The sequence below is a fragment of the Hymenobacter sp. 102 genome (genome assembly GCF_049949205.1).
GTDB lineage: Bacteria > Bacteroidota > Bacteroidia > Cytophagales > Hymenobacteraceae > Hymenobacter.
In genome coordinates this window covers 2,619,839-2,646,111 of sequence record NZ_CP188172.1, presented here as the reverse complement: position 1 = coordinate 2,646,111, position 26,273 = coordinate 2,619,839, and the positions used below count along the sequence as shown (strand labels likewise).

The window sequence follows — 26,273 nt, the reverse complement described above, 5'->3', positions numbered from 1 at the left end:
GCACGAGCCGCAGGCGAGTTCCGGAGCGCAAGGGCCGCACGCCTGCTACTCGCTTCGCTCGTGCGCGAAGTGGAGCTGCGCGCTACCTTACTTCGCCACGGCCACGCTCTTTTCAATCAGTGCTACGGCCCGTTCCAGCACCTCGTCGCGGCCGGCTCTGATGCCGGCAATGGTGGGCTTCACCTCAATATCCGGCACAATACCGATGCGCTGGGTTTCGCGGCCATTGGGGTAGTACACGCCCAGGCCGGTGATGCGGGTACTCAGGTTACCGGGCAGCGTAATGGCCGATACGTCGCCATCGGCCCCGGCGGTGGTGCTGCCCATCACCACGGCCCCCGGCACGGTGCGCAGGGCCATGGTGGTGTATTCGGAATTGCTCTGCGAGAGTTCGTTTATCAGAATAACCACTTTGCCCGCGTACGGCTGTTCCTTGCCTGGGATTACCTGCAGTGGTTCTGAGAAGAGGAACATACCCGGGTAGGTAATTTGCGGGCTGGTGAAGCGAACAAACTCCCGGGGCCTGGCCAGCAGGTAGCGGGAGAGGGTGAAGACCACGAAATCCGACGGGTAGTTACGGATGTCGATGATGAGTCCCTTGGTGCCTTGGGCAGCCTCCATAATGGTGGGCAGGTCTTTGTTGTGGATGGTGCCCAGCGTAAGGTGCCCGATGTTACCCGGCAACAGGTGCCAAGCGGACGCCAATGGGCTGGGCGTACCGCCATTCTTTGCCAGATTCAGCTGGGCAGTCGGGTACCGACTGACGGTAAACGGTAGCTCCCGGCCGTCGCGCCGCACTACCAACCGCACTTGCTCAGTGTTGCCGCGCAGCAGGTCGCGGGCCATATTGCGCAGTTGGGTAGGCTCGTTGGACGCGGGCGTAATCGGTTTGCGCTCCTTCACCAAGTCCGCTACCCGGCGGCCATCCACGGATAGTACCACGTCGCCTTTCTGCAAACCGGTGGCTTCTCCCAGCTTTTGGTTGAAGTATTCCGTCACCACGGCCTGGCCTTCCACAAACCGCACCTGCACGGGCGCATACAGCCTGCCCCGGTAGCTGGCCAGTACAGCATCGGCATCTGAAATATTCGCGTGCGAGTCGTTGATGCGGGCAATGAGCTGCAGGGCCGTAACCCGGTATTGCTCCGGCGTGCGGGCTGCTACCATCCTGGGCAGAAATTCCGGTAGCACCTGCTGCCAGTCCTCGCCAATGGCGTAGCGGTAGGGGAAGAAATAAGCCACCATGTTCCAGTATCGAAACAACGACAGCACGCGCAGGCCGTCGTCGGGCAGGCTGCCGGGAGCCGACGGATAGGCTTCTTCGTGCTCGAACAAGGGGTTGCCGACGTTCGGGGCGCTGCGCACGTAGTAGTGCGGGCCTTGGCTGCGGTTCTGGCGCAGGTACACCAACTGCTGGCTGAGGGCCGGGCTTACCTGCCGCTTATCGGTAAGCCAGTCTAAGTCAGGTTGAAGCCGCACCTCTTTGGGTTTCGGCTCCCGGCACGCGGAGCAGGCCGGCACCGGGCCCAGACTGGTGAGCCAAGTGCTCAGTATTTGGCTGCGGGCTTCCTGATTGGAGGCCTGCAGTATCTTGGGCAGCACCCGAAACAGCTCGGCGTCCATGTTCACCTCACCCCGGGCCACTACGGGGTGGTAGTATTTCGCAAAGCCCCACACCCGGCCTAGCACCGCCAGGTTTTCCAGCTGCTGCTTGCTCAGGGTCTGGAGGCTGATGCCGGAGCCTTGCCGAAAGGCGGTATCCTGCTCGGCCTTGAAATGCTGTACCACTTGAGCCGGAGCCTGCCACCAGGGCTTGCCATCCACGGTCAGCTCCAGCTGGTCCAGCCACACCGTGCCGGTACCCGTAAGCAAGCCGCCAATTACCAGGGACTTGGCCTCGGGCTCCAAGGGCAGCGTTACGGAATACTGCTGCCAGCCGGTAGTGCCCCGCAGGTTCTGCTTGCTCATGTTATCCAGCTGCAACGTGCCACCGGGGCCGTCTTCGCGCAGCCACAACCCCGCATAGCCGTTCTGTACGTTGTCGGTTTTCAGGTAGCCCGAGAGCTTCACTGTCCGGCCCTGAAACCTGATGGGGAGCTGCACCGAGGCTACCCCCAAAACCGTACTGGTCGGCTGATTGAGTCCCTGCAGCCGCAACGCGTAGCGGCCCTGGTACTTCACCATCGAATCGACGGCCACGGTGTAGCCATTATCGGTTGGTGCCCACCAATGTGCCGGCTGCTGCGTCTGCCGGACTATCTGCTCAAAATCGAGGTTGAGGTTAGGTGCTGCTTGCTGCGCCTGGGCCGAAAAGCCGGCGGCCAATAAGGTGACGAGAGGATACGTGCGTTTCATATAACCGGATAGAGTCAGAAAGTGGCCCTAAAGTAGCGGCAACTCCCTGACTCTATCCGGTTTTTTTCTGGTGCCCGGCGGGCATACGCGCGGCTACTCGCCTGCGGCTCGTGCGCGAAGCGGAGCTGCGCGCTACTCCAGCTCCTGCCGTACCTGTGCGGCTTCCTCGGGCGTGTTCACGTTGCGCAGCTCCTGGGGGTCGGGGGCGGGCAGCACGGCCACGTCAGAATTGATGAGGGTTTTGCGGGGGCAGCTGTAGCCCAAGCTCAGGAAGCGCAGCAGCTGCGGGTAGCTGGCCGGCTCCCAGATGGTAATCAGCGGCTCGGGCCACTCGGTTGAGGGACTTTGGAAGGCCGTGGCCAGTCGGGCCGGCTGGCGCTGCTGCACCAGGTGGGCCAGGGTATCGGCCGAGAGGAAGGGCAGGTCGCAGGCCACCACCAGCCAGGCGGCGTTGGGGTCGAGGCGCAGGGCCGAGAGGAGGCCGCTGAGCGGGCCCAGGTCGGCGAAGGTATCGGGCAGGGGGCGCAGGCCGGCGTATTCCAGCTCCACCACTTGGTCGGGGCGGCAGGAAACGTGCACGTCTTGGCAGAAGGGCGCCAGCAGCTCAGCCGCGTAGGCGCGCTGCTCCTGGCCGTGGTAGGCTAGTTTTCCTTTGTCCTGGCCCATGCGCTGGCTGCGGCCCCCGGCCAGCACCAGGCCTCGCAGCGGCGGTGCGGCTTGGTGCCATTCATCCAGAATCAGTTGGGCAATAGCGGCGGTATCGTGCAGGGGCAGGATGGGTACGTTGGCTTCACCCAGGTGCGCCTGCAGGTAGGCGGGTACTTCCGTCACGCCTTCGGGCAGCAGCAGGGCCCGCACGTTGGTGAGGCGGTCCAGCTTCTTTTCCAGGGGCTTGGCGGGGTCCAGAATTACCAGCTGCCGGGCGGCTCGGAAATGGTTGCCGTTCACCAGCACCAGGTTCTGGTGCTGCAGCAGCTCGGGCTGACTGAACCGGTCGAGGGGCCGCTTTACGTCGAGGCGGGTGAAGGTGATTTTGTCGGTCAACTCGGCGGCGGCCCCGGCCTGCAGCAGGGCATCCTGGCCGCCGCTGCCGCCCTGGGCCGCGTCGTCGCCGGCGGCGTGGTCGGCGTCCACGTAGGCCACGCGCAAGGTATCAGCCAGCAGCGGCGTCAGGCGGGCGGCCAGCTCCTTGATGCGGCCGCAGGGGGCGCCCAGAATGGCCAGCTCGTAGCGGCCAAACTCGCCGCCGTGGGGGCGGGCCAGCTGGGCGTGCTTGCTGCGGGGTTTGTCGATGGGGGCGTTATCCGGCATGGTGAAAATCCTGTTTGCCGCCGGTTTTGCTGATGAGGCGGGTTTCCTGAATGAGAATGTCGTGCGAGAGGGCCTTGCACATGTCGTAGATGGTAAGGGCGGCTACCGAGGCCCCGGTGAGGGCCTCCATTTCCACCCCGGTTTTGCCCGTCACGGTGGCCGTGCACTCAATCAGCACGGCGTCGGGGCCGTCCACCTCAACCGTTACTTGGCAGTTATCCAGGCCCAGCGGGTGGCACAGCGGAATCAGCTCGGAGGTGCGCTTGGCCCCCATGATGCCGGCCAGAATAGCTGTCTGAAACACCGGGCCCTTGCGGGTGGGCAGGTCGCCTTCCTTCACCAGCGCCATAATTTCGGGGCCGAGTACCACGCGGCTGCGGGCCCGCGCCACGCGGCGGGTAGGTTGTTTGGCGCCCACATCCACCATGGCCGGCTGGCCAGCGTCGTTGAGGTGGGTGAGTTTAGCAGAGTCGGACATACGTAGCACAAGCGTCAGCTTGTGGTTAGAGGAAAAATAAAGGGTAAGGCCTGTACGAAGGTACCGCCCGGAAAGTAGCGCGAACTTTGCAGTTCGCGCCCCCGCGCCGTTTGGACGTCGGCCATCCAGTTATCATTCTGGGGCGCGAACTACAAAGTTCGCGCTACTTTCCGGGCGGCTACACGAGGTTCCCGGCTGATGTAGAGACGCAAGATATTGCGTCTCTACATCAGCCGTTCCAAACAACCCGCCGGTTTCCTCGTTGAGAAACGGCGCAAGCTACGGCTTGTCCTACCTTCGTGCTTATGATTTCAGTTGACGAAGCAAACCGGCTGGTGGCCGCCACCGTGCAGCCGCTGCCCTCCGAGTATCTCTCGCTGCCCTTGGCGGCCGGCCGCGTACTGCGCGAAGACCTGCGGGCCGACCGGGACTTTCCGCCCTTCAACCGGGTAGCCATGGACGGTATTGCCCTGCGCTACGCAGCGCTGGCGGCGGGCCAGACGGAGTTTCGCATCGAAAGCACCCAGTTTGCCGGCCAGCCACCCGTGCCGGCGCAGGATGCCACGGCAGCTGTGGAAATCATGACCGGCGCGGCCCTGCCGCCCAACCTCGATACGGTGATTCGCTACGAGGACCTCACCTTCCGCACCGATGATGCCGGCCAGCGCTGGGCGGCCGTGCAGGTACCCGCGCCCCACGCGGGCCACAACGTGCACACCCGGGCTGCCGACCGCCGGCAGGGCGACCTGCTGGTATCCGCCGGTACCCGCCTGGAACCCGCCGAGCTGGCCGTAGCCGCCACCGTGGGGGCCGCTACCGTAGCCGTGGCCCGCCGGCCCCGGGTGGCCGTGGTGAGTACCGGCGACGAGCTGGTGCCTATCACCGAGCAGCCGCAGGCCCACCAGATTCGGCGCTCCAATGGGCTGATGCTGCAGGCCGCCGCTTGGCAGGCCGGGGCCGAGGCCGAAGCCTTCCACTTCAACGACGACCCCGCCGCACTGCGCCAGGGGCTGCCCGCCCTGCTGGCCGGGTTTGATGCCGTGGTGCTGAGCGGGGGCGTATCGAAGGGAAAGGCCGATTTCCTGCCCGAGACGCTGCGGGAGCTGGGTGTGGAGCAGCTGTTTCACGAAGTGGGGCAGCGGCCCGGTAAGCCGTTCTGGTTTGGCCGGCAGCCCGGCGGGGCCGTGGTGTTTGCGTTGCCCGGCAACCCCGTGTCCACGTTCGTAAACTTCTACCGCTACGCCCGGCCCTGGCTGCTGGCCGTGCAGCAACCCACCGCCGCCGATTTTGGCAGCGTGGCTTTGGGCGGACCCGTTCCGGCCGTGCTGACCGAAGACGTGGTATTCAAGCCGCGCATCACCCACTTCAAGCTGGTAAGCCTGGCCTCGGGCCCCGATGGCCGCCTGCTGGCCACCCCCGAGCGGGCCGGCGGCTCCGGCGACATGGCCAGCCTGCTACCCTCGGCCGGCTTCCTAGAACTGCCGCCGGAGCAGGAGTTTTTTGCGGCCGGCACGGTGCTGCCGGTATGGCGGTTTAGGGGGTAGCGGCGGATCAGGTGGAAATCAGTGGCATACCTGCTTCTGAAACTCTGCTACCTGAGTCATACCCAACGCAATGCACCGTTGAAGGTCGGCGCAGCAGCCGGCTACATCCTGGAGTTGATACTTGGCCGCTGCTCTGTTCTCGTAAGCTGCAGCGTAGTTGGGGTCTAATTTTATAGCCTGATCATAAGCCCGGATTGCTTGCTCAAAATGGCCTTGCATAAGGTGCACCTTCCCAATTCCGTAGAAACTGGTTTTAGCAGAAGGAGAAACCCGAACAGCCTGTTCAAACTCAGTTAGTGCTGCCGGGTAATTATGCTCCTGCAAATAGCTGTAGCCAATGTTTTCATAAATTCGTACATCGGTCGAATCAGCCTGTTTTGCCTTATTGAGATACAGGCGAGCCTTGTCGAACTGGCGCAGGCTGTTGTGGATTACCCCCAAATTCCACAGGGCATTATAGTCATCTGGCGTAAACTGGGCCGGATTAATGTCTAAAACCAACTGCGAGTCTCCGCGGGCACCCTCGTAATCGTGCTGCTGGTACTTAGCCTTGCTGCGCAGTACCAAGGCTCTTTCCTGCTGAGGCTGTTGCTTCAATACAGCATCAAAATGCCGGATGGCAGCGGGCATGTTGCCACCATTGAGTGCTGTTTCCCCCAAGGCAAAATCATCAACCGTGGTTTGGGTCTGGCAGGCTTGGGCCAGTAACAGAATGCCGAACCAGAATAGTGTACGTTTCATGGTTCCAAAGATGCCGGGTAGAGGCAAGGAATAAGTGCTAGCGGGGCAGTATTTCTATTATCAGACGGAACCGGCCACCCTGGTAGTCACCCCTCGAAATCCAGCCCGCACCGGAAGCAGTGGCACTGGGTGCGCGCTCGGGGACCAGCCACCACAGCCGCAGCTTCACAAACAGGTTATCGGTGGACTGCTGACAGCACCTGTTCACTTCCGGCGACCTCCTTAAGCCACCCCCGAACGGGCGTATTCGCCGCCGGACCGGTGCTATTGATATGGCGGTTTCGGAGGTGAGTAAAGCTACGTAGCTTGTTGCCACTTCCGGGCAATCTGGCGGGCGGTTTCCAGCATGTGCGGAGCCCAATGCTCAATTTGCCAGGCGGAGGAAGCCAGTGAAGAATAGCGCAGATGGTCTTGCGCTTCCGCGTAGGATGCGGCCGTTTCTAGGATGTGCGACAGTTGCTGTTGCTGCTCGTATAATACCTCATCTTCCAGAGCGGACTCTGGCACCGACAACGGCGGGGGGCGAAAATCGTGCTGCACTGTGCCGGATTGACTGGCCCGATGCTGCTCCACCAGCCGGGCCATCCGGCGAAAGTCGCGACGGAAAGAGCGGTGACTGGCAGGCGTTGTTAGGGCTGTACCCAGCTGCTCGAGCACCACGTAGCGGAGGTTGTGGCAGCGAGGCATAGCTTGCTCCAACAAGTGGAAAACTTCCTCCGGGACGGCCGCATCGTGAGTGTCGCGTCGGACCCGACCCGCCGGAGCCGTAGGGGCCGGAGCCCAACTGCCCCCGGAAATATGAATTTCGCGTACCCGATCCAGCGGATAGGAGCCCAGCAGTTCGTCAAAGGAGGCGGAGAAATTATGAAGCTGACAATACAGATTGTGCAGGTCCAGAATGATGAACCCATTGACAGGCTCCAGAAGCTTACCCAGAAACTCTCCGTGCTGCTGCACTTCGGCTACGCTGTAGGCAAACGCCAAATTTTCCAGCCCCACCGGACACTGACCAGCCTGCGCCAGACGCTGCATCCGGTCTTGTCCCAGCCGCAGAGTGGCAGTGGTGTACGGAACAGGCAAGGGCGCACCGGCGTGAAAGTGCTGCCCGGTGAAAAATCCAAAATGCTCGGAAACGTGGGCGAAAGGTAGCTGCTGGGTTACGGTCCGCAGTTGTTGCAGCCACTGCTGCTGCGCTGGTTGCCACCGCCCCGATAGCAGGGAGTAAAACACGCCGTGCCCCAGCAGGCGGCCACCGGTGCTGTACGTGTCGAGCAGCTGCGCAAACCAAGCCGGTAGCTGCTCCGTCTGAGAAAGCACATCAAAAGACCATTCCAGCGCCTCCACCCGGCCCTCGGCCAGCAGGGGCAGTGCCGCCGTCAGGATATCGGTGTCGAGGTTGCAGGCCAGCGCCGCCAACACGGGCGGCGCTGGGACAGGCGCGGATTGCATGGTTTAGCCTCTGCCGCAGGCGGGGCAGTTGTCGGGCACTTGCACGGTTTCCGTTTTTTCGCCCTCGCGGTCTTTGGGCTTGGGGTCGTCGTTGCTGTTGCAGCTGGTAGCCTGGGTTGCCAGGCCTACTGCCAAGGCACTGAGAAGTACTTTAGACAATTTCATCGGAATACGGCAGATAAAGCGTGAAAAGAAAGTAGATAAACTACAGAGCTATTCAAAAGAGCGGAAGTTGCAAGCAGAGCAAAGAATTACCCCTCGAAATCCAGCCCGCACTGGAAGCAGTGGCACTGGGGCTTTTCGGGCGCCAGCAGCCACAGGCGCAGCTTCACAAACAGGCTATCGGAAGGCTGGGGCTGGTGGCGGCATACCACATCGGGGTGGTGGCAGCGGGGGCAGCGCAGGGTAGCATCAGTGGCCGGGTCGTCGCCGGGAGCTTCGGGAGGCATGGCGTGCATCACGGTGCGCTGGGGGTGCAGGGCAGCCTGGGCCGCCGCCACGTCGGGCTGGCGCACAAACAGGCGCACACTACCCAGCGCGGGGCCGTAAGGCCGGCTTTCGTTGCTGAGAAAGCACGGAATACCGGCCGCTTCCAATTGGTTTTTGGCCAGGTGGGCGGCAATGCCATCCGAAAAGGAGTCGAGCAACACAATGTTGGCGGGAGTGGCAGAATCTGAAGACATGACGGGAGGCGGGCCAGCGGGCCATACAAGCCTGGAAACGACAGAAGCACCCGTTAGGGTGCTTCTGAAGATGCGTATTTCAGGGTGAAAAACCTATTTGAACAGCGCCAGCGCCTTGATGAAGGTCTGCGAAACGCCCCAGGCCAGGGGCAGGCCCACTACCAGCCAGGCCAGCACCAACGAGCCAGTTGAGCTGCTGGCAACTTCCGAAGAAGCATGATTAGATTCCATATGGGTTACGAATAAGGGAGAAGTGAATGGCTGCGCAGCTAGGCTGCTACCTTTTTATCGGCGGTTTTCTCGAAATACTGCTGGGCCACGGGCCGCACCAGGAAGTTGGCAATCAGGCCCACCACTAGCAGGGCCGCCATGGTGTAGAAAACCGACTGGTAGGCTGCCGCGCCCGTAGTGCCGTTGGCCTTGGCGTTGGAGTGCAGGTAGTTCACAATCAGCGGCCCCAGCACGCCGGCCGTGCTCCAGGCCGTGAGCAGGCGGCCGTGGATGGCCCCCACCTGCAGCTTACCGAACAAATCGGAGAGGTAGGCCGGAATGGTGGCGAAACCGCCGCCGTACATGGTCAGAATCACGCAGGAAACCACTACGAACAGCGTCAACGAGGCACTGGCTCCCAGCGTCGGAATCAGGGCGTAGAGCAGAATACCCAGGCCAAAATAGATGGCGTAGGTAGTTTTGCGGCCCAGCTTATCCGAGGCCGACGACCAGAAAAAGCGGCCCAGCAGGTTGAATAGGCTCAGCAGCCCTACAAAGCCCGCTGCCGCCGCCGCCGTCACGCCTCGCCCGGCTCCCATCACGGCATCCGAGAAAGATTCCTGAATAAGCGGCGAGGCCGTTTCGAGTACGCCGATACCCGCCGTCACGTTCATGCACAGCACCACCCACAGCAGCCAGAACTGCGGCGTCCGGATGGCGTTGTCGGCCGTCACGTTGCCGGTGGTAATGAGGGCGTTGTGGTCGGTGGGTGGGGTGTAGCCCGCCGGCTTCCAGTCGTCGGCCGGCACCCGAATGGTCCAGACGCCGAACTGCATAAACAGCAGATAAATCAGTCCCATGGCCAGGAAGGTAGCGGCCACGCCCAGCGAACCGGTACCGGCGGCCTTGAAGTGGTCCATGAGCGTCACGGCCAGCGGCGAGCCAATCATGGCCCCACCTCCAAAGCCCATAATGGCCATGCCGGTAGCCACGCCCTTACGGTCGGGAAACCATTTGATCAGGGTGCTCACCGGCGAGATGTAACCGATACCCAATCCAATGCCGCCCACAAACCCGTAGCCGAAATATACCAGCCAGATGTTGTGCAGGTGCACGCCCAGTGCCGCAATGAAAAAGCCACCCCCAAAGCACAGGGCGGAGGCCATCATGGCTTTGCGCGGGCCTACCCGCTCCAGCCACTTGCCAAAAATGGCGGCCGAAAGACCCAGCAGCACAATGGCAATGGAGAAAATAACGCCTAGCTGCCCGGGCGTCCAGTCGGCCGGGGCAGGCTGGTCTACGTTGCCGCTGAGCAGCGCGCCCATTGGTTTTTTGAACACGCTGAAGGCGTAGGCCTGGCCAATGGCGAGGTGAATAGCCAGGGCCGCCGGCGGCACCAGCCAGCGGTTGTAACCCGGCCCGGCCACGGTGCGGCTGCGGTCCAGCAAAGAGTCGTTTGCCATAAAGTTGGTGGGTGTTGGGGAAGAAAAGAAGAACGGGCTGGCCGCCGGCCAGTCGGCTACTGCCGGACTGTACGAGTTGACCGATAGTAAGGTAGAAGCCTGGCCGCGCATTTCAGCCGCTGGGCACACTATTTTTTGCTAAAATGCTATAGCAAGTCGCGTGTCCCCGGCTCAGGGCCTGCGCCGGGGGGCGAAGACGCAGAAATTCGGCTGGAAAACTTACTGAAGAGCCGTGCGTTTCAGCAGCCAGCCGCGGATACCTTTGGCGCGAGCCTGCCGAAGGAACTCATCCAGACCACGGCGCATCGCCTCTGCCATCCGCTGCTGAAACGTTGGGTCCGTTAGCCGTTGCTCGTCCGCCGGGTTCGATACGAAGGCGGTTTCTACCAGCGCATTGGGGTATTCGGTGGGGCCATTCAGCCCAAAGTTGAAACTGCCCACGTTGCCGAAGCCCGCCAGCCCGGTGCGGCGCATCTGTTCATACAAGGCCACCGACAGCGGCCGGAACGCCACGTAGCGGTAGAAGGTGCTGGTACCATGCACGGCAGCGTTGCCTGAGGAATTAACGTGAATACTGACCAGCACATCCGGGTTGAGGCGGCGCAGCTGCAGCACTCGGTCGCCGTTGTCCACGGTGGCATCGGTGGTGCGGGTCATCAGCACGCGGGCTCCGGCCTGCTCCAGCTCACGCTGCAGCTTCAGGGCAATGGCCAGCGTCAGGTCTTTCTCGCGGGCCCCGGTAGCACCTACGGCCCCCACATTAGTACCGCCGTGGCCGGCATCCACGGCGACGGTTAGGCCGCGCAGGCGTAGCTTCTGCGGCGGGTGCTTCACCCGGATTTCCAGCGTATTGCCCCGGTACCCAATGTGGTAGCCCCAGCTCTGGCGGTGGCGCAACGTCAGCACCAGCCGGAACACGTCGGGCTCCGGCTGCTCATAGGTCACGTCGCCCAACGCTTGCAGCCCGTCGCGTTGAGTTATCCAGTTGGTGTTGGAGGTAGCCCCGAACACCTCTACCACCAGCCGGCTGGGTTCCGTAAGAAGCTGGGAGCGGTAAGGCAGGCGCTGGGTAAGCGGCACGCGCACGTAATCGTACACCGAATCGCCCTGCACGCTCCAGGAACCGGTAAGTGAAGCTGGCACAAAACCGCCCGGGGGTAACAGGCGCACAATTTCCTGCGGCACCCAGGCCACGTTGGTTTCCGAAAGCTGCACCCGGTACTGGTTGCCCACCCGGCCCGTGAGATGCAGCACCACCGCCGAATCAAGGTAGCCCAGCTTGGCCCCGCCTAATCGGTCCTCGCCCAAGCCATAGTTCAGGTAGGCCAACTCGCCTTTGGTGAGGGCCAGCTGCGGCTCGTTCGGGTTCAGAAACCGCACTTTTGTACGGCTCAGTGCAGTAATGCGCGCGCTGTCCGGGGCTATCAGCTGAAACCCGATGGGGCGGTCTTGGAGCGTGTCGCCGGGCTGCACCACGTAGGTGCCTTGATACACCCCCCGCTTGCCCTGGGTCTGGGCCGGCGGCAGCTCCCGCAGCGGCTGTCCGTGCAGAAAGGAGCCCTGCAGGCCGGGAGTGCCCACCAGCCGCACCTGCAGCCGGTCACCGGGTTGGAGCCACTGGTCCTGGGCCGGAACGGTTTCGGCGGCGGTAATAATGGGCGGTGGAGCGGCGGCAGTGGGTGCCGGGCGTAGTGCAGGACGACGCTGGGCCTGAGCCATGAGCGGCCGGTGCAGGCCGGCCACGCTCAGCAGGAAGGGCAGGAAGTAACGAAGCAGCATAAACCGGAAAGCAAAAGCCCCGCGCAGGGCGGGGCTTGGGTACTACGAGGGAATAGCGGACTACGGTTGCTTTACGGCCTCACCGAGGTCCTTCACGTCGCGGCCGGTTTCCAGAGCGGTAAATTCCGTTTGCAGAGCCCGGATATGCAGCTCGTCGCGGCCTTTGATATCGAGGCGGATGTTGCGGAACTGTGCATTGAGGCGGCGGCTGATGCTGGTGGCGTAGTCCCAGTCGCGCTGGGTCCACTGCTTGCGGCGGGCCCGCACCTGCTGCATAAACTGCACAAAGGCGGGCTCAATGGTGGCGGGCGTTAACGTTTCAATAGCTGCGTAGGTGCCCAGCAACTCGTTGGTGAAGGCCGTTTCGGCGGCTTTGTCCAGCGGCTGTCGGCTACGGGATTTGGATACCGAATCAAAGCGGGCGGCGCGGCGGCCGGCCACGCGCAGCTTGGCGGCGGCTTCGTCCACGGCCGTATCCAGCTTGCGGGCTTCTTCCTTTACCATATCCTGCCGTTCCCGGGGCGTCGAGTCGCAGGCTGTAAGCAGCGCCCCGGCTGCCAGTACACCTGCCCATATGAGCTGTTTCATGAGCGTAAGATACGGGAATGAGCGGTCGGTAGTTAGCGGGCCCAGCCAGGCGGCCTATTGCGTGCGCAGCCGGAATGTGAACGGCAGCTCAAACTTGGACACCACGGCCCGGCTGCCTACACGGGCCGGAATCCACTGGTCGGGAATTGTACGAGCCACGCGCAAAGCCTCCTCGTCGCAGCCCGCTCCGATGCCGTACAGCACCTGCTGGTCGGTGGCATGCCCCAAGGTATCAACCACAATGGCAACCACCACCCGGCCCTGCACGTTTTTGGCCTGGGCGTTGGCCGGGTACACCATTTTGCTCATGTAAGGAGCCAGGGCCGCGTCGCCGCCGATAAAGAAAATAGGGTGCGTTACCCGCTGGCGCGTCCATTCGCCGCTGGCCGTACGTACGGAGTAGGGCACGTCATCGAAGGGACGATAGAACAGCAGCTTCTTGGTAGTGTGGTCGTATTTCTGGGCAATTACCTGGCTTCCGTCGCGGGTATAGGCGTAATATTCCCACACGCCTACTTTTTCGCCCTTATCTAGCATGCCACTGGCGGCATCGGTTTTGCGGAGTTTTTGAGCCTGCGTGCTATAGGCGGCCAGCAGCAGGCAGCCGAGTAAAAATTGTTTCATGGGCGGGAGTGGAAGGTGGGGAGCGGGCAAAACGCAGGGCCGCCTGCTGAACGGGGAGCAGAAAGGCTGGGCTGCGGTAAGAAAAATATAAAATTAGTGCAATGCAGGGTGGGGCCTGCGCGTGGGTCTGAGAGCGGGTAAAACCAAGTAAGTTCCCAGCCAGCAGCGGCGCACGTACGCAATAATTCCTTCGAAAGATTGACGAGCCGCCGGGCTAGGTCCGGGAAATATACAACTATCCAGGGCATCGGCCAACCGATGCCTGGTTAAGTCTCTGATTTTTTCGCTGTTAGTCTTCCAGCGTGTCACGCAGGTCGCGGAGCTGATTTTGCAGTCCGGGCCAGTGTGGGCAGAGCTTTTCCAGCCGCTGCAGTACGCGCAGGGCTCCGCGGTTGTCACCGATGGTGCGCAGAATAGTTGCCCAGCCTGATAGCGCCCCGAAGTGGCGGGGCTCGTGGCGCAGGGTTTCGGCCACGTCACGCAGGGCCGCCTTAAACTCACCGCGCAGGTAGTACGCCGTGGCCCGCTTATTCCAGCCTTCGGCGTATTCGGGCGCCGCCACCGTCAACTCGGTAAACTCCCGGATAGCCAGCGTGTACTCCTCCGCCGACAAGGCACGCATGCCAGCCTCCAGGTATTTATCCAGCAGCGGGTGAGCGGTGGTCAGCCACAGTTGCCAGATGCCATCCTGCAGGGCCTCAATTTCGGCAGGTGAGGCGGCCGTGCGCAACCGGTCAAACAGGTCGTCAAGGGAATCCAAGCGGGGAAGTGGTGAGAGGTGAAGAGGTGAGAGCGAGCAGTCCTAGAAGTACGCGAAGTCAGAAAGCACAGTTAGCCGAACAGTTCACAATTTCACGCACGCGCTTCTAGAACAGGGCCGCTGCTACCCGGCGCACCGCCTCCGATTTGCCCATACTGTAATAGTGCAGCACCGGCACACCGTGGGCCATCAGCTCCCGGCTCTGGTTGATGCACCATTCAATACCGATTTCACGGGCCGCGGCGTTGTCAGGGGCCAGGTGCACGGCGTCCACCAGCTCGTCGGGCATGTTCAGGTAGAAGGAGCGGGGCAGGGCCGTCAGCTGACCCTTGGTGGTCAGGGGTTTCAGGCCCGGAATGATGGGCACGGTGATGCCCGCTTCCCGGCACCGGCGCTCAAACGTGAAAAACTGCTCGTTGTCGAAGAACATCTGGGTTACGATGTATTCGGCCCCCCGGTCCACCTTATGCTTAAGGTAGCGCAGGTCGGTGGCGTGGCTGGGAGCCTCGAAGTGCTTTTCGGGGTAGCCGGCCGTGCCGATGCAGAAATCGGTGGCCCAGGTATCATCCTGCTCCTGGTCGAGGTATTCTCCCTTGTTCAGGTCCGCTACCTGCCCAATCAGGTCGCAGGCATAGCTGTGCCCGTCGGGCTCGGGCTTAAACTGGCCTTCACTTTTGATTGGGTCGCCGCGCAGAGCCAGCACATTGTCAATGCCCAGAAAATGCAGGTCGATGAGGGCGTTTTCGGTTTCCTCTTTGGTGAAGCCCCCGCAGATGAGGTGGGGCACCGTATCCACATCGAAGCGGTTTTTGATGGCCGCGCAAATCCCTACCGTACCCGGGCGGCGGCGTACGGTTTTCTTTTCCAGCAGGCCGTTGGGGTGCTGCCGGTACACGTATTCCTCGCGGTGATAAGTGACATCAATAAACGGCGGCTTAAACTCCATTAAAGGCTCAATGTTGGAGAATAAGGTCTGGATGTTCTCGCCTTTCTTGGGAGGCAGCACCTCGAAGGAGAACAGGGTGCGGCCGTTGGCGCGGGTGATATGCTCAGTTACTTTCATATGAGAGGAAGCAGAACGCAACTTCCCTCCGCAGAGGATGAAATGCCGGCGCGTTAGCGGCGGTGGGGGTAGTTGAAGGGCGTTGCTGACGTTGCTTAGCGGGAAAGCTGGTTGCTAGTTGAAGGCCGATGGGTAGTTCCGGGTGACGCGGAAGTCAGCAACGCCCTTCAACCACTCCGGGGTTGGCTGTAACAACGCGTCCCTTCCCCTCCTCATCTGCGGAGGGGAGGGGACGCGTTGTTACAGCGCCGTTACGGGCACAGCGGCCGGGTCGTAGTTGAGGTTGGGGGCCAGCCAGCGCTCCAGCTCCGGGAAAGGCATGTGCTTGCGCTCGGCCAGGTCGGCTACCTGGTCGCGGCCGATGCGGCCGAGGCCGAAGTAGCGGCTGCTGGGGTGGGCGTAGTACAGCCCGCTCACTGAGGAGGCCGGGTACATGGCCAGGTTTTCGGTGAGGCGGATACCGGTCTGGTTTTCGGCGTCGAGCAGCTGGAACAAGGTGATTTTCTCGGTGTGGTCGGGGCAGCCGGGGTAGCCGGGGGCCGGGCGCACGCCCTGGTACTTCTCCTGAATCAGGTCTTCGTTGCTGAGGTTCTCGGCCGGGTTGTAGCCCCAGAACTCCTCCCGTACCCGCTGGTGCAGGCGCTCGGCAAAGGCTTCGGCGAGGCGGTCGGCCAGGGCTTTGAGCATGATGCTGGAATAGTCGTCGTGTTCCTGCTCAAACTTCGCCAGCCACTTCTCGATGCCAATACCAGCCGTGACGGCAAACCCGCCCAGGTAATCGGCCCGGCCCGACTCGCGGGGGGCCAGGAAGTCGGAGAAGGCCAGGTTGGGCACGCCTTCGGCTTTTTCGCTCTGCTGGCGCAGGGTGAAGAACTCCGTCTGCACCTGCTGGCGGGAGTCGTCCTGGTACACCTCAATGGTATCGTGCTGCACGGTGTTGGCCGGCCAGAAACCCAGCACCGCCCGGGCCGTCAGCCACTGCTCATCAATAATGCGGCGCAGCATGGCCTGGGCATCGTTGAACAGCTGAGTAGCCGCTTCGCCCGCGTGCTCATCGGAGAGAATGCGCGGGTAGCGGCCCTTCAGCTCCCAGGTGTGGAAGAACGGTGTCCAGTCAATGTACTCCGCCAGCTCGGCCAGGGAGTAGTTGTCCAGGGTTTTTGTGCCGAGGAAGGTGGGCTTCACGATGGGCGTAGTGGCCCAATCGGCCTTGAAGCCGTTTTCGCGGGCGGCTTCAATGGGCAGGTAGTTCTTCTCGCGCTGGCGGCCGGCGTAGTCGTGGCGCAGGGTGTCGTACTCGTCGCGTACGGTGCGGGCGTAGGCCTCCTTGCCCGAGCCCAGCAGGCCCGCCGCCACGCCCACCGAGCGGGAAGCATCGTTCACGTGCACGATGGGGCCGCTGTAGTTAGGGGCAATTTTCACGGCCGCGTGCAGGCGGGAAGTGGTAGCCCCGCCAATGAGCAGCGGGGTTTTCAGCCCGCGCTTCTCCATTTCCTGGGCCACGTACACCATTTCATCGAGGCTGGGGGTAATCAGCCCGCTGAGGCCGATAACGTCGGCCTGCTGCTTCTGGGCCTCGTCCAGAATCCGCTCCAGCGGCACCATCACCCCCAAATCCACAATATCAAAGTTGTTGCAGGCCAGCACCACGCCCACAATGTTTTTGCCGATGTCGTGCACGTCGCCTTTCACCGTGGCCAGCAGAATCTTGCCGGCCGACTGCCGGGCGCTGCCGGCTTTTTCGGCTTCCAGGAAGGGCTGCAGGTAAGCCACGGCCTTCTTCATCACCCGGGCCGACTTCACTACCTGGGGCAAAAACATTTTGCCGGCCCCGAACAGGTCGCCCACCACGTTCATGCCGGCCATCAGGGGGCCTTCAATCACGTCGAGAGGGCGGCCCACTTGCCGGCGTACTTCTTCGGTGTCCTCGTCGATGAATTCGGTAATGCCTTTTACCAGCGCGTGCTGCAGGCGCTCGGCCACGGGCAGCTCCCGCCAGGCCAGCGTATTGGTTACGGCCCCGGATCCGGTGGCTTTCTGGTCCTTTACGGTTTCGGCGAAGTCCACGAGCCGCTCGGTGGCATCGGGGCGGCGGTTTAGCAGCACGTCTTCCACCAGTTCCAGCAATTCCCGGGGCACATCGTCGTACACGGCCAGCTGGCCGGGGTTCACAATGCCCATATCCAGCCCGGCCCGGATGGCGTGGTAGAGGAAGGCCGAATGCATGGCCTCGCGCACCACGTCGTTGCCCCGGAAGGCGAAGCTGATGTTGCTGACGCCCCCGCTGGTCAGGGCGCCGGGCAGGTTGGCCTTAATCCAGCGCACGGCCTCAATGAAATCGAGGGCGTAGTTGCGGTGCTCGTCGATGCCGGTGCCGACGGTCAGGATGTTGGGGTCGAAGATGATATCCTCGGCCGGGAAGCCTACCTCGTTGACCAAGATGTCGTAGCTGCGCTTACAGATGTCGATGCGGCGCTGGTAGTTGTCGGCCTGGCCGTGCTCATCGAAGGCCATTACCACCACGGCGGCCCCGTACTGGCGCACTTTGTGGGCGTGGGCCCGGAAGGCTTCCTCGCCTTCTTTCAGGGAAATGGAATTGACGATACTCTTGCCCTGCACGCACTTGAGGCCGGCTTCCAGCACCGTCCACTTCGAGGAGTCAATCATCACCGGCACGCGGGCAATGTCGGGCTCGGAGGCAATCAGGTTCAGGAAGGTGGTCATGGCCTGCTCCGAGTCAAGCATGCCCTCGTCCATGTTCACGTCCAGCACCTGGGCGCCGCCCTCTACCTGGTCGCGGGCCACCTGCAGGGCCGCCTCATAGTTGCCGGTGCGGATGAGGCGGGCGAAGGCGCGGGAGCCGGTTACGTTGCACCGCTCGCCCACGTTCACAAACAGGCTCTGCTCGGTAATGCCGAAGGGCTCCAGGCCGCTGAGGCGGGTGGCGGGCTTCACGGCGGGCAGTTGGCGGGGCTGATATTTATCGGCCAGCTTGGCCAGCTCGGCAATGTGCTGGGGCGTGGTGCCGCAGCAGCCGCCCACCACCGTCACTAGCCCGTCCTGCAGGTAGTTTTCCACCACCGCCGCAAATTCCTGGGCCGATTCATCGTAGCCCCCAAAGGCGTTGGGCAGGCCGGCGTTGGGGTAGGCCGAAATGTGCACGTCGGCCAGGCGGCTCAGCTCCTGAATGTACACCTTCAGCTGGTCGGCCCCAAGGGCGCAGTTCAGGCCCACGCTCAGCAGCGGCAGGTGGCGGATGGAGTTCCAGAAGGCCTCCACCGTCTGCCCACTCAGCGTGCGGCCCGAGGCATCGGTAATAGTGCCCGAAATCATGATGGGTACCACCCGGCCGCCCTCGTCGAAGAACTGCTGCACCGCGTACAGAGCCGCTTTGGCGTTCAGCGTGTCGAAGATGGTTTCAATCAGCAGTGCGTCGGAGCCGCCGTCAATCAGCCCGCGCACCTGCTCCAGGTAGGCCGTAGCCAGCTCGTCGAACGTCACGGCGCGGAAGCCGGGCCGGTTTACGTCGGGCGAGAGAGAGGCAGTGCGGTTGGTGGGCCCGATGGCGCCGGCCACGAACCGCTTGCGCGTGGGGTCCTTCTGTTCAAACTCGTCGGCTACCTCGCGGGCAATACGCGCCGACTCGTAGTTCAACTCGTACACGATGTGCTCCAGGGCATAATCAGCCTGGGCGATGGTAGTGCCCGAAAACGTATTCGTTTCCACCATGTCGGCCCCGGCGGCAAAGTACTCGGCGTGGATGCCTTTGATAATGTCGGGCCGGGTGAGGCTCAGCAGGTCGTTGTTGCCGCGCAAAGGCCTGGGGTGGTCCTGGAAGCGCGGGCCCCGGAAATCGTCCTCCGTGAGCGTATGGCGCTGAATCATGGTACCCATAGCACCATCCAGAATCAGCACGCGGCGGCGCAGGATATCGTGGAGAGGGGATGCAACGGGGGCGGGGGCAGGGGAAACGGTCGGCATATCGGCTCTTCTAAGGGAAATCAGCGGCGAAAAGTGCCTATCCAGAAAGAGCCGGGCGCGCAGGCCGGTTCCGCACTTATCTTCTTCCAACGCCCGCTAAGACGGTGGAAAGGGAGTTAGCACCTTGTTTTATTTCAGGTTGCTAAGACGTCATCGGGCCCAATCCCTCGGTCTTTCTGGATAAGTAACAGGACGAAGATACGCCGCAACGCCCGAAAAACAACAAGCCCGGCCGCACACGTGCGGCCGGGCCTGTTGCAGCGTACCGGGTTGCAGCTAATCTTTCTTGATGCAGTTGGGTACGGTTTTACCGTCTTTCTTTTTGGTGCCGGCTTGCTCGTAGCCTTTCCAGCAGGGGTCTTCTTTCTTGGCAGTGGTATGCGAAGCAGTGGTTTTCTTAGTGGGCATAACGGATGGAAACAGGGCTAAGTAAACTTCCTGTTGGTAAAGGTGGTACGTGGGCCTGTAGTAGTGAGTTGATGTAAACCCGGGCCCATGCGGCAGATGCCGAAATTCTGTAAGCATAAACATCTGCGTGTACGTACATCAATTTGGCCTGCGCTCAACAACCTCATCAGTTTCGCGTAAGGCATAAGCTCAATCGTATTCCTTGACCACTCCGCTCTATGGCTGCTAAAAAAGCGGCGGCTCCCAAAAAAGCTGCCACCCCCGATACCCCTGCTACTGGTAAAACCGCCAAAACGGCCGCTACGCCCGCTGCCAAACAGGCTGCCAAAGCCGCCGCCGAAGCACCCGCCCCCGTGAAGCGGCCTACGGCCAAGGATATGAAACAGCACGCCCAGACGCTGCCTTATCCCGCCAAACAGGCCGATATGAAGCTGCAGCCTGCCATGAATTTCAGCACCTACCGCGCCGCTGGTAAGTTGCAGGACAAGATTGCGCTGGTAACTGGCTCCGACTCCGGTATTGGCCGGGCGGTGGCCGTGGCCTTTGCCATGGAAGGAGCTCACGTAGCCGTACTGTTCAACGAAAATGTGGTGGATGCCGAGGAAACCAAGCGCCTCGTGGAAGCCCAGGGCCGCCGCTGCATTCTGCTGCAGCTGGACGTGCGCGACCCGGAGCAGTGCAAGCAGGCCGTGCGCCGTACCCGCGCCGAGCTGGGCGGCCTCAACATTTTGGTCAACAATGCCGCCTTCCAGATGGCGCAGGAGAAGTTCGAGGACATTCCCGAGGAGCAGATCCGCCGCACCTTCGATACCAACATTCTCGGCTATATCTGGATGGCCCAGGCGGCCGTGCCGCACCTCAAAAAGGACGACTGTATTATCAACACCGGCAGCATTGTGGGGCTGACGGGCATTCCAATTCTGATTGATTATGCCTGCACCAAATCAGCCATTCACGCCCTTACCAAGAGCCTGGCTACTCACTTGGGCGAGCGGGGTATCCGGGTAAACTGCGTAGTGCCCGGCCCGGTCTGGACGCCCAACATTCCCGGCACCATGCCCCGAGAGGAAATTGAGAAGTTTGGCTACGAGGTGGCATTGGCCCGCCCCGGCCAACCGGAAGAGCTGGCTCCGGCCTACGTGCTGCTGGCTTCCCAGGATGGCTCCTTCATGACCGGCTCGCTGGTGCACGTAACCGGCGGCAAAATGAGCAGCGACCAGTAGGTGAATGAGTAGATGAGTGAATGAGGGAAGCTACGTGCAGTAACTCATTCCAACTGCTCACTACTCACTCATTCACTCATTTACTCATTCACCATATGCCCCACTATCCCGAAGGTACCGTCCGGGCCCTGCTGGCTACCGACCAGGTAACGCCCGCAACCCGCGCTGCGCTGGAGGCCCGCCTGAATGCCCCGGCCAATTATCAGCCCCAGTTTTTCGACGCCGATACCTACGCACTGCTGCAAGCCGTGGCCGCCCGCGTATTCCCCCAGCCCGAGCGGGAAACGCCCATCGAGCTGGCTCCTAACATAGATAAGCGCCTGCTGGCCGGCACTGCCGACGGCTGGCGCTACGACGCCATGCCCCCCGACCGGGAAGCGTACCGTCTGGGCTTAGGCGGCATCAACCAGGCGGCGCAGCAGATCTTTGAGCAGGCCTTTGTTGAGTTGACGCCGGCGCAGCAGGACCAGGTAATCGGGCAGCTGGCAGCCGGCGAAGCTCCGGGCGAAAACTGGCAGCAGTTACCGCAAAACCGCTTCTTCGAGGAAATGCTGGCTGAGTTGACGGAGAGCTACTACGCCCATCCGCTGGCCCAGGAAGAAATCGGCTACGTAGGCATGGCCGACGTGCCCGGCTGGCAGCGCATCGGCCTCAATGAGCGGGAAGACCGGGAACCGCGGGAGAGTAGTTGAGTGCCTGAGTAACTGAGTAATCTGTACTGATCAACAGGTGATTACCCGGCTACTTAATCACTCTCTACTCAGTTACTCAACTACTCAGTTACTCTTAAAATGCCCGACGAAGAAGTACTCGAAGAAGGCGTACTGAACCCGGTTCAGCCTGAAATACAGGACCCGCTGCTTCAACGCATTCTGGCCGAAAACGAAGCCACTCCGGTTACGGAGCCTACCGGCGAGGAATCCCCTGATCCGTTGCCCGACCCAACTGATGGAGTGGACTGCGTAGTGATTGGCACCGGAGCGGGCGGGGCACCGCTGCTGGCCCGGCTGGCCATGGCCGGTCTGAAAGTAGTGGCCCTGGAAGCCGGTCCCCGCCGCGACCCGACCAAGGACTACGCCACCGATGAGAAAGCCCAGAACTTTCTGTTCTGGAACGATGAGCGCCTCTCGGCGGGCCAGAACCCGGTGGCCTTTGGCAAGAATAATTCCGGCACCGGCGTGGGCGGCTCCACGCTGCACTACACCGCCTACACGCCCCGCGCCCACCGCGGCGACCTGCAACTGCACACGGATTTCGGTCAGGGTGTGGACTGGCCTTTTGGTATCGAGGAGCTGGAGCCGTACTACGAGGAAATTGAGCACTTCCTGGGCATTTCGGGGCCCACGCCCTACCCCTGGGACCCTACCCGCCGCAAGGGCTACCCATTAGCGCCGTTGCCCTTAAACGGCGCAGCTCAGCTGATGGAGCGCGCCTGTCGGCAGCTCGGAATCCAAACCTCACCGGCGGCTAATGCGGCCCTTTCGGCGCGCTACTACCAGGAGGGCCTCGGCTGGCGCGAGGCCTGCACCAATCGGGGCTTCTGTCAGGCCGGCTGCAACCGCGGGGCCAAGGCCAGCATGGACGTGACCTTCCTGCCGCTGGCCGAAAGCTACGGGGCCGAAATCCGGGCGGATGCCTACGTGACGGAAATTGAGCGCGACTCTTCGGGCCGCGTAACGGGCGTGGTGTACGAGCAGCACGGCCGCACCGTGCGCCAGCGCTGCCGCCACCTGTTTCTGTGCGCCGGGGCCGTGGAAACGCCCCGTCTGCTCATGCTTAATGAGTTAGCGCTCAGCAGCGGCCACGTGGGCAAACACTTCATGGCCCACCCCGGTATGCAGGTGTGGGGCACGTTCCAGGAGGATGTCCGGCCTTACAAAGGCATTCCCGGCGGCCTGATTTCTGAGGACACCCACCGGCCGAAAGATGCCGACTTTGCCGGCGGCTACCTGCTGCAAAGCATCGGGGTGATGCCCGTAACGTTTGCCACCCAGATGGTACGCCAGCGCAAGCTCTGGGGCCAGCCCTTGCGCGACTATATGCGCAACTACAACCACATTGCCGGCATCAACATTCTGGGTGACTGCCTGCCGCACGAAGCCAACTTTATGGAGCTCAGCGACGAAAAGGACGCCCGCGGCCTGCCCAAGCCTCGTTTGCACTTCACGGCCCAGGAAAACGAGCAGCGCATGAACCGGCACGCGGAGCGCATTATGCGCCAGATCTGGGAAGCTGCCGGTGCCACCGATATCTGGGCATTTGAACGGTATGCTCACGTTATCGGAACGGCCCGCATGGGCCGCAGCGGCGACGACGCGGTGGTAAATCCCGACGGCAAAGCCTTTGATGTGCCCAACCTCTACATCTGCGACAACTCGGTGTTCCCCAGCGCCCTGAGCGTTAATCCGGCTCTTACCATCATGGCCCTGAGTCTGCGCACCGCCGATAAGTTTCTGGCCAGTTTGAGTGCGTAGGGGATAGTGCTTGGGGCTTAGACTATTTCATCAACCCAGGAGAAACTAACATCTGCTTCCCAAACACGACCAACTAAGCATTAGGCACTAAGCACTAACACATGAAATCCTTCCTCACTCATATTGAAGAGAAATTCGGTAAAGGTGGCTACGAGGGCGACCAGTTTGGTGGCGCCGGCGGCCACGACGGTTCCGGGTTGCCCACCGGTACGCCAGGCAACTTTATGTTTGCCACTGGTATAGAGTGCTCATATCCGACCATTGCCAACGGCACCATCCGGCGCGATTTGCTGGCCGAAACCGACCATTATACCCGCTACAAGGAAGATTTGGGATTGGTGAAGGAACTGGGTTTGAAAGTGCTGCGCTACAACCTGCCGTACTACCTCATTCATAAAGGGCCGGGCCAGTTCGACTGGGAATTTGCGGATCTGGCCATGGCCGAAATCAAGCGGCTGGGTATCACGCCCATTTTGGATCTGATGCATTTCGGCGTACCCGACTGGATAGGCAATTTTCAGAACCCCGAACTGCCGGTGCACTTCGCGGAGTATTGCGGTGCCGTGGCCCGGCGCTACCCCTGGGTACGGTTTTACACGCCCGTAAATGAGATTTATGTAACCGCCCGGGCCTCGGCCAAAGACGGTATCTGGAACGAACAGCTCAAGGACGACCGTGCCTTCATTACGGCCATGAAGCACATTACGGCGGCCAGCATCATGGGCACCCAGCAGATTGCCAAAGTGCGGCCCGACTGCATCATTGTGCAAAGTGAGTCGGCCGAGTACATCCACGAGATGCGGGCCGTGGAAAGTCCCGAAATCCGGCTGCAGAACAAGCTGCGCTTCCTGTCGCTCGATTTGCTGTACGCCCACACCATTGATGCGGAAGTGTTGCTGTACTGCATGGATAACGGTATGAGCCGGGAGGAGCTGAAGTGGTTTATGGCCGGCGAGCCGCCCGGCTACCAGATCATGGGCAATGACTATTATGGTCGGAACGAGAAAATTATCAAGCCCAACGGCGACTGGTGCGAGGCTGAGGATGTGCTGGGCTGGTACACCATGACCAAACAGTATTACGAGCGGTACCGCAAGCCCGTAATGCACACCGAAACCAACACCTTCAACCCCAAGGACGCCGAGTGCTGGCTGTGGAAACAGTGGGTGAACGTGCAGCGCATCCGGCAGGATGGGGTACCGGTAGTGGGCTTCACCTGGTACAGCCTGCTGGATCAGGTAGACTGGGACATCAGCCTGCGGGAGAAGCGCCTGAAGGTAAACGCCTGCGGCCTCTACGACCTGGACCGGAAAATCCGGCCGGTGGGGGAGAGCTACAAGATGATGATTCAGGAGTTCGGCCAGATAACCATTGTGCCCCATGCCGAGATGTTCGAATTTACCGGCCGCCCCGCCACGCTCAAAGTGGAGAAATAGCGCCGCTGCGTGCTAAAAAGCCACCGGATACGTGCGCGTTTCGTTTGGGGCCAGCAACATTGAATCCTGGGTGGTGCGGAACGAAACATACGACCCATTACGGTACCGCAGCACCTTGATGCGCAGTAATTGCTCGGCCGGTACTTCGGGCTCAAAGCTGCTGCTGCCTCCCTGGGCCGCGCTGGCAAACCCGCCAATGGTAGCCTGGAAACCCGTGCGGGCCGGACCCGGCTTGAAACTGATATCTACGCTGATTCGGTCACTTCCCTGTAGTGCAGTTGAATTGGTAAGCTGGCAGGTTAGCTTGGCCGTGCGGGGCAGCCAGTAGGTAGGGGCCGTTATTGTAGTGTCGCGCTGCTGGGGTGCCGGCAGGTACACCCCACTCACGCCAAAGTAAGAGGGCGCTTTCACATCAACATGAAGGTGGCCGGTCTGGACCTCTTCTTCGCTCAGGGAGTAGTTTAGGGTATAGCTACCGTTGGCATCGGTGGTGGCAGTGGCCTTGGTACGTGCGCCGGTGCGCCCAAAAAATCCCCAGCCCTTATACCACACCAGCGTCAGACCAACTCCGCGCAGGGGAGCCTGGCCGTTACCCGTTACGAAACGCCCTTTCACAGTAGTGCAGCCGCCCGGGCAGTCCGGAGTGGGGTCCTGTTTCTGACAGCCGCCGCCCAGTATAAGACTCGCGGCGGCGGCAAACAGGCTGGGGTGAATAGCAGATTTCATGGCGGTAGCAGGAGATGATAGACTAGAAGCCGAAGAAGCAGCTTTATTTCCGTTCCATACAATCCGGAATTCGGCTTCGCCTGACTTCTGTTAGTCAGGTAGATGGTAGTGCGTAGCTGTATAAAGCCGGTTTTTGGGTGCCAGGCGGTGAATCTGAAAGGTAAGCACCCAGCACATCTGACTTTTCAACCGGCAGATTGGTACGCTCAACGGCATGTAGGGAGGGCCTGGGTGTTCGGGCTGATACACAACCAGGGAGCCTGTAGGGGTTTTGCCAGGGTGTACGTGCGGTTAGTATTCCGGTGGGAGTAGCTTTGTCCGTTTTACTGCAGTGAATACCCGTTCTCAATGAGTCGTCCCAAACTCAGCACCGCGTTACAGTGGCTGCTTCTACTAGCCTTTATCGTCGTTCTGACCACCGATTTGCGCACGCCCGTACTGGGCCGGCTGCAACAAGGTTTGTTAGCTACGGGTCTGTGGCGGCCTGCTTTACCCACTGCTCCAGCTGGCCCGCCGGCCCGGCTTACAATGGGCGGCTACCCGCACGCGCTTACCCTGCGCGGCCTCAATGGCAGCACCCTGAACCTGCGGGAGTTGCGGGGAAAGGCGGTGCTGGTGAACCTCTGGGCCAGCTGGTGCCCACCCTGCGTGGCCGAAATGCCTGGTTTGCAGCGTTTATATGAACGGGTAGACAAGGACAAAGTAGCCTTTGTGCTGATTTCTTTGGACGAAAACCCCGCTAAAGCCCAGCGCCTGGTACAGCGCCGGGGTTACACCATGCCCGTGTATTTCCCCACGGCTGCGCTGCCCGCTCCCTTTGATACCGAGTCCATCCCAACCACCGTGTTGCTGGGCCCCGACGGACGGGTAGCCGCCCGCCACGAGGGTATGGCCGACTACGATACCCCGGCGTTTCAGGCCGCACTGGAAAAACTGGCCGATTCTGGTCAGCCCTAGCCCGGCTGGCTGCGTACTGC

Annotated in this window: 23 protein-coding genes and 1 riboswitch; of the genes, 6 read left to right on the top strand and 17 right to left on the bottom strand. The window is 61.6% G+C overall.

Going from position 1 to position 26,273, the window contains the following annotated elements; translation table 11 throughout:
- Window positions 1–87: 87 nt before the first annotated feature.
- The 3 genes from ACN19L_RS11380 to moaC all read right to left on the bottom strand — a co-directional run bounded on the left by ACN19L_RS11380 (window position 88) and on the right by moaC (window position 4,144).
- Window positions 88–2,355 carry a S41 family peptidase gene (locus ACN19L_RS11380; RefSeq protein WP_426489633.1) on the bottom strand — a complete coding sequence of 756 codons (2,268 nt, stop codon included), beginning with the start codon at window positions 2,353–2,355 and terminating at the stop codon, window positions 88–90.
- 132 nt (window positions 2,356–2,487) lie between these two features.
- The gene (locus tag ACN19L_RS11375; RefSeq protein ID WP_426489632.1) at window positions 2,488–3,666 is read right to left on the bottom strand and encodes an NTP transferase domain-containing protein; all 1,179 of its coding nucleotides are present in this window, start codon (window positions 3,664–3,666) and stop codon (window positions 2,488–2,490) included.
- Complete coding sequence (gene moaC, locus ACN19L_RS11370) at window positions 3,656–4,144, bottom strand: cyclic pyranopterin monophosphate synthase MoaC (RefSeq protein ID WP_426489631.1); 489 nt, start codon at window positions 4,142–4,144, stop codon at window positions 3,656–3,658. The genes ACN19L_RS11375 and moaC overlap by 11 nt, the downstream gene beginning before the upstream one ends.
- Before the next feature lie 305 nt (window positions 4,145–4,449).
- Between moaC and ACN19L_RS11365 the strand changes: the two genes are divergently transcribed.
- Window positions 4,450–5,688 (top strand): molybdopterin molybdotransferase MoeA, encoded by a 1,239-nt coding sequence (locus ACN19L_RS11365; protein ID WP_426489630.1) that lies wholly within the window; start codon window positions 4,450–4,452, stop codon window positions 5,686–5,688.
- Between the two features lie 18 nt (window positions 5,689–5,706).
- Here ACN19L_RS11365 and ACN19L_RS11360 read toward each other — a convergent pair whose 3' ends face one another.
- The 13 genes from ACN19L_RS11360 to ACN19L_RS11300 form a co-directional block, all read right to left on the bottom strand.
- Entirely contained in the window at window positions 5,707–6,429 is a 723-nt protein-coding gene (locus tag ACN19L_RS11360; RefSeq protein WP_426489629.1) for a tetratricopeptide repeat protein, read from the bottom strand.
- A 297-nt stretch (window positions 6,430–6,726) separates the two neighbouring features.
- Window positions 6,727–7,878 carry a DUF692 family multinuclear iron-containing protein gene (locus ACN19L_RS11355; protein WP_426489628.1) on the bottom strand — a complete coding sequence of 384 codons (1,152 nt, stop codon included), beginning with the start codon at window positions 7,876–7,878 and terminating at the stop codon, window positions 6,727–6,729.
- Window positions 7,879–7,881: 3 nt separating this feature from the next.
- The gene (locus tag ACN19L_RS11350; protein ID WP_426489627.1) at window positions 7,882–8,043 is read right to left on the bottom strand and encodes a hypothetical protein; all 162 of its coding nucleotides are present in this window, start codon (window positions 8,041–8,043) and stop codon (window positions 7,882–7,884) included.
- 86 nt (window positions 8,044–8,129) lie between these two features.
- Window positions 8,130–8,561: a DUF2007 domain-containing protein gene (locus ACN19L_RS11345; RefSeq protein ID WP_426489626.1), complete on the bottom strand. Its 432-nt coding sequence runs from the start codon at window positions 8,559–8,561 to the stop codon at window positions 8,130–8,132.
- 93 nt (window positions 8,562–8,654) lie between these two features.
- Complete coding sequence (locus ACN19L_RS11340) at window positions 8,655–8,792, bottom strand: MFS transporter small subunit (RefSeq protein ID WP_426489625.1); 138 nt, start codon at window positions 8,790–8,792, stop codon at window positions 8,655–8,657.
- Between the two features lie 38 nt (window positions 8,793–8,830).
- The gene (locus tag ACN19L_RS11335) at window positions 8,831–10,234 is read right to left on the bottom strand and encodes an OFA family MFS transporter (RefSeq protein ID WP_426489624.1); all 1,404 of its coding nucleotides are present in this window, start codon (window positions 10,232–10,234) and stop codon (window positions 8,831–8,833) included.
- A gap of 219 nt (window positions 10,235–10,453) precedes the next feature.
- Window positions 10,454–12,013, bottom strand: a complete 1,560-nt coding sequence (locus ACN19L_RS11330) for an N-acetylmuramoyl-L-alanine amidase (protein ID WP_426489623.1) — start codon at window positions 12,011–12,013, stop codon at window positions 10,454–10,456.
- A gap of 60 nt (window positions 12,014–12,073) precedes the next feature.
- A complete protein-coding gene (locus ACN19L_RS11325) occupies window positions 12,074–12,601 on the bottom strand; it encodes a hypothetical protein (protein ID WP_426489622.1) in 528 nt (175 codons plus the stop codon).
- Window positions 12,602–12,655: 54 nt separating this feature from the next.
- On the bottom strand, window positions 12,656–13,225 hold the full coding sequence (locus tag ACN19L_RS11320) for an energy transducer TonB (protein ID WP_426489621.1): 570 nt from the start codon (window positions 13,223–13,225) through the stop codon (window positions 12,656–12,658).
- A 289-nt stretch (window positions 13,226–13,514) separates the two neighbouring features.
- The gene (locus ACN19L_RS11315; RefSeq protein ID WP_426489620.1) at window positions 13,515–13,985 is read right to left on the bottom strand and encodes a tetratricopeptide repeat protein; all 471 of its coding nucleotides are present in this window, start codon (window positions 13,983–13,985) and stop codon (window positions 13,515–13,517) included.
- 106 nt (window positions 13,986–14,091) lie between these two features.
- Window positions 14,092–15,048: a methylenetetrahydrofolate reductase [NAD(P)H] gene (metF, locus tag ACN19L_RS11310; protein WP_426489619.1), complete on the bottom strand. Its 957-nt coding sequence runs from the start codon at window positions 15,046–15,048 to the stop codon at window positions 14,092–14,094.
- Between the two features lie 240 nt (window positions 15,049–15,288).
- The gene (gene metH / locus ACN19L_RS11305; RefSeq protein ID WP_426489618.1) at window positions 15,289–19,029 is read right to left on the bottom strand and encodes a methionine synthase; all 3,741 of its coding nucleotides are present in this window, start codon (window positions 19,027–19,029) and stop codon (window positions 15,289–15,291) included.
- 73 nt (window positions 19,030–19,102) lie between these two features.
- Window positions 19,103–19,216: riboswitch (SAM riboswitch) on the bottom strand.
- An 89-nt stretch (window positions 19,217–19,305) separates the two neighbouring features.
- The gene (locus tag ACN19L_RS11300) at window positions 19,306–19,437 is read right to left on the bottom strand and encodes a hypothetical protein (RefSeq protein WP_426489617.1); all 132 of its coding nucleotides are present in this window, start codon (window positions 19,435–19,437) and stop codon (window positions 19,306–19,308) included.
- A gap of 218 nt (window positions 19,438–19,655) precedes the next feature.
- On the opposite strand from ACN19L_RS11300, the gene ACN19L_RS11295 reads away from it, so the two are divergent.
- The 4 genes from ACN19L_RS11295 (at window position 19,656) to ACN19L_RS11280 (ending at window position 24,570) form a co-directional block, all read left to right on the top strand.
- A complete protein-coding gene (locus ACN19L_RS11295; protein ID WP_426489616.1) occupies window positions 19,656–20,660 on the top strand; it encodes an SDR family oxidoreductase in 1,005 nt (334 codons plus the stop codon).
- 95 nt (window positions 20,661–20,755) lie between these two features.
- Entirely contained in the window at window positions 20,756–21,352 is a 597-nt protein-coding gene (locus ACN19L_RS11290; protein WP_426489615.1) for a gluconate 2-dehydrogenase subunit 3 family protein, read from the top strand.
- 99 nt (window positions 21,353–21,451) lie between these two features.
- A complete protein-coding gene (locus tag ACN19L_RS11285; protein WP_426489614.1) occupies window positions 21,452–23,134 on the top strand; it encodes a GMC family oxidoreductase in 1,683 nt (560 codons plus the stop codon).
- A 101-nt stretch (window positions 23,135–23,235) separates the two neighbouring features.
- Complete coding sequence (locus ACN19L_RS11280; protein WP_426489613.1) at window positions 23,236–24,570, top strand: family 1 glycosylhydrolase; 1,335 nt, start codon at window positions 23,236–23,238, stop codon at window positions 24,568–24,570.
- A gap of 12 nt (window positions 24,571–24,582) precedes the next feature.
- Here ACN19L_RS11280 and ACN19L_RS11275 read toward each other — a convergent pair whose 3' ends face one another.
- Window positions 24,583–25,296 carry a hypothetical protein gene (locus tag ACN19L_RS11275; protein WP_426489612.1) on the bottom strand — a complete coding sequence of 238 codons (714 nt, stop codon included), beginning with the start codon at window positions 25,294–25,296 and terminating at the stop codon, window positions 24,583–24,585.
- A gap of 348 nt (window positions 25,297–25,644) precedes the next feature.
- Between ACN19L_RS11275 and ACN19L_RS11270 the strand changes: the two genes are divergently transcribed.
- Window positions 25,645–26,253: a TlpA family protein disulfide reductase gene (locus ACN19L_RS11270; protein WP_426489611.1), complete on the top strand. Its 609-nt coding sequence runs from the start codon at window positions 25,645–25,647 to the stop codon at window positions 26,251–26,253.
- Window positions 26,254–26,273: the final 20 nt, after the last annotated feature.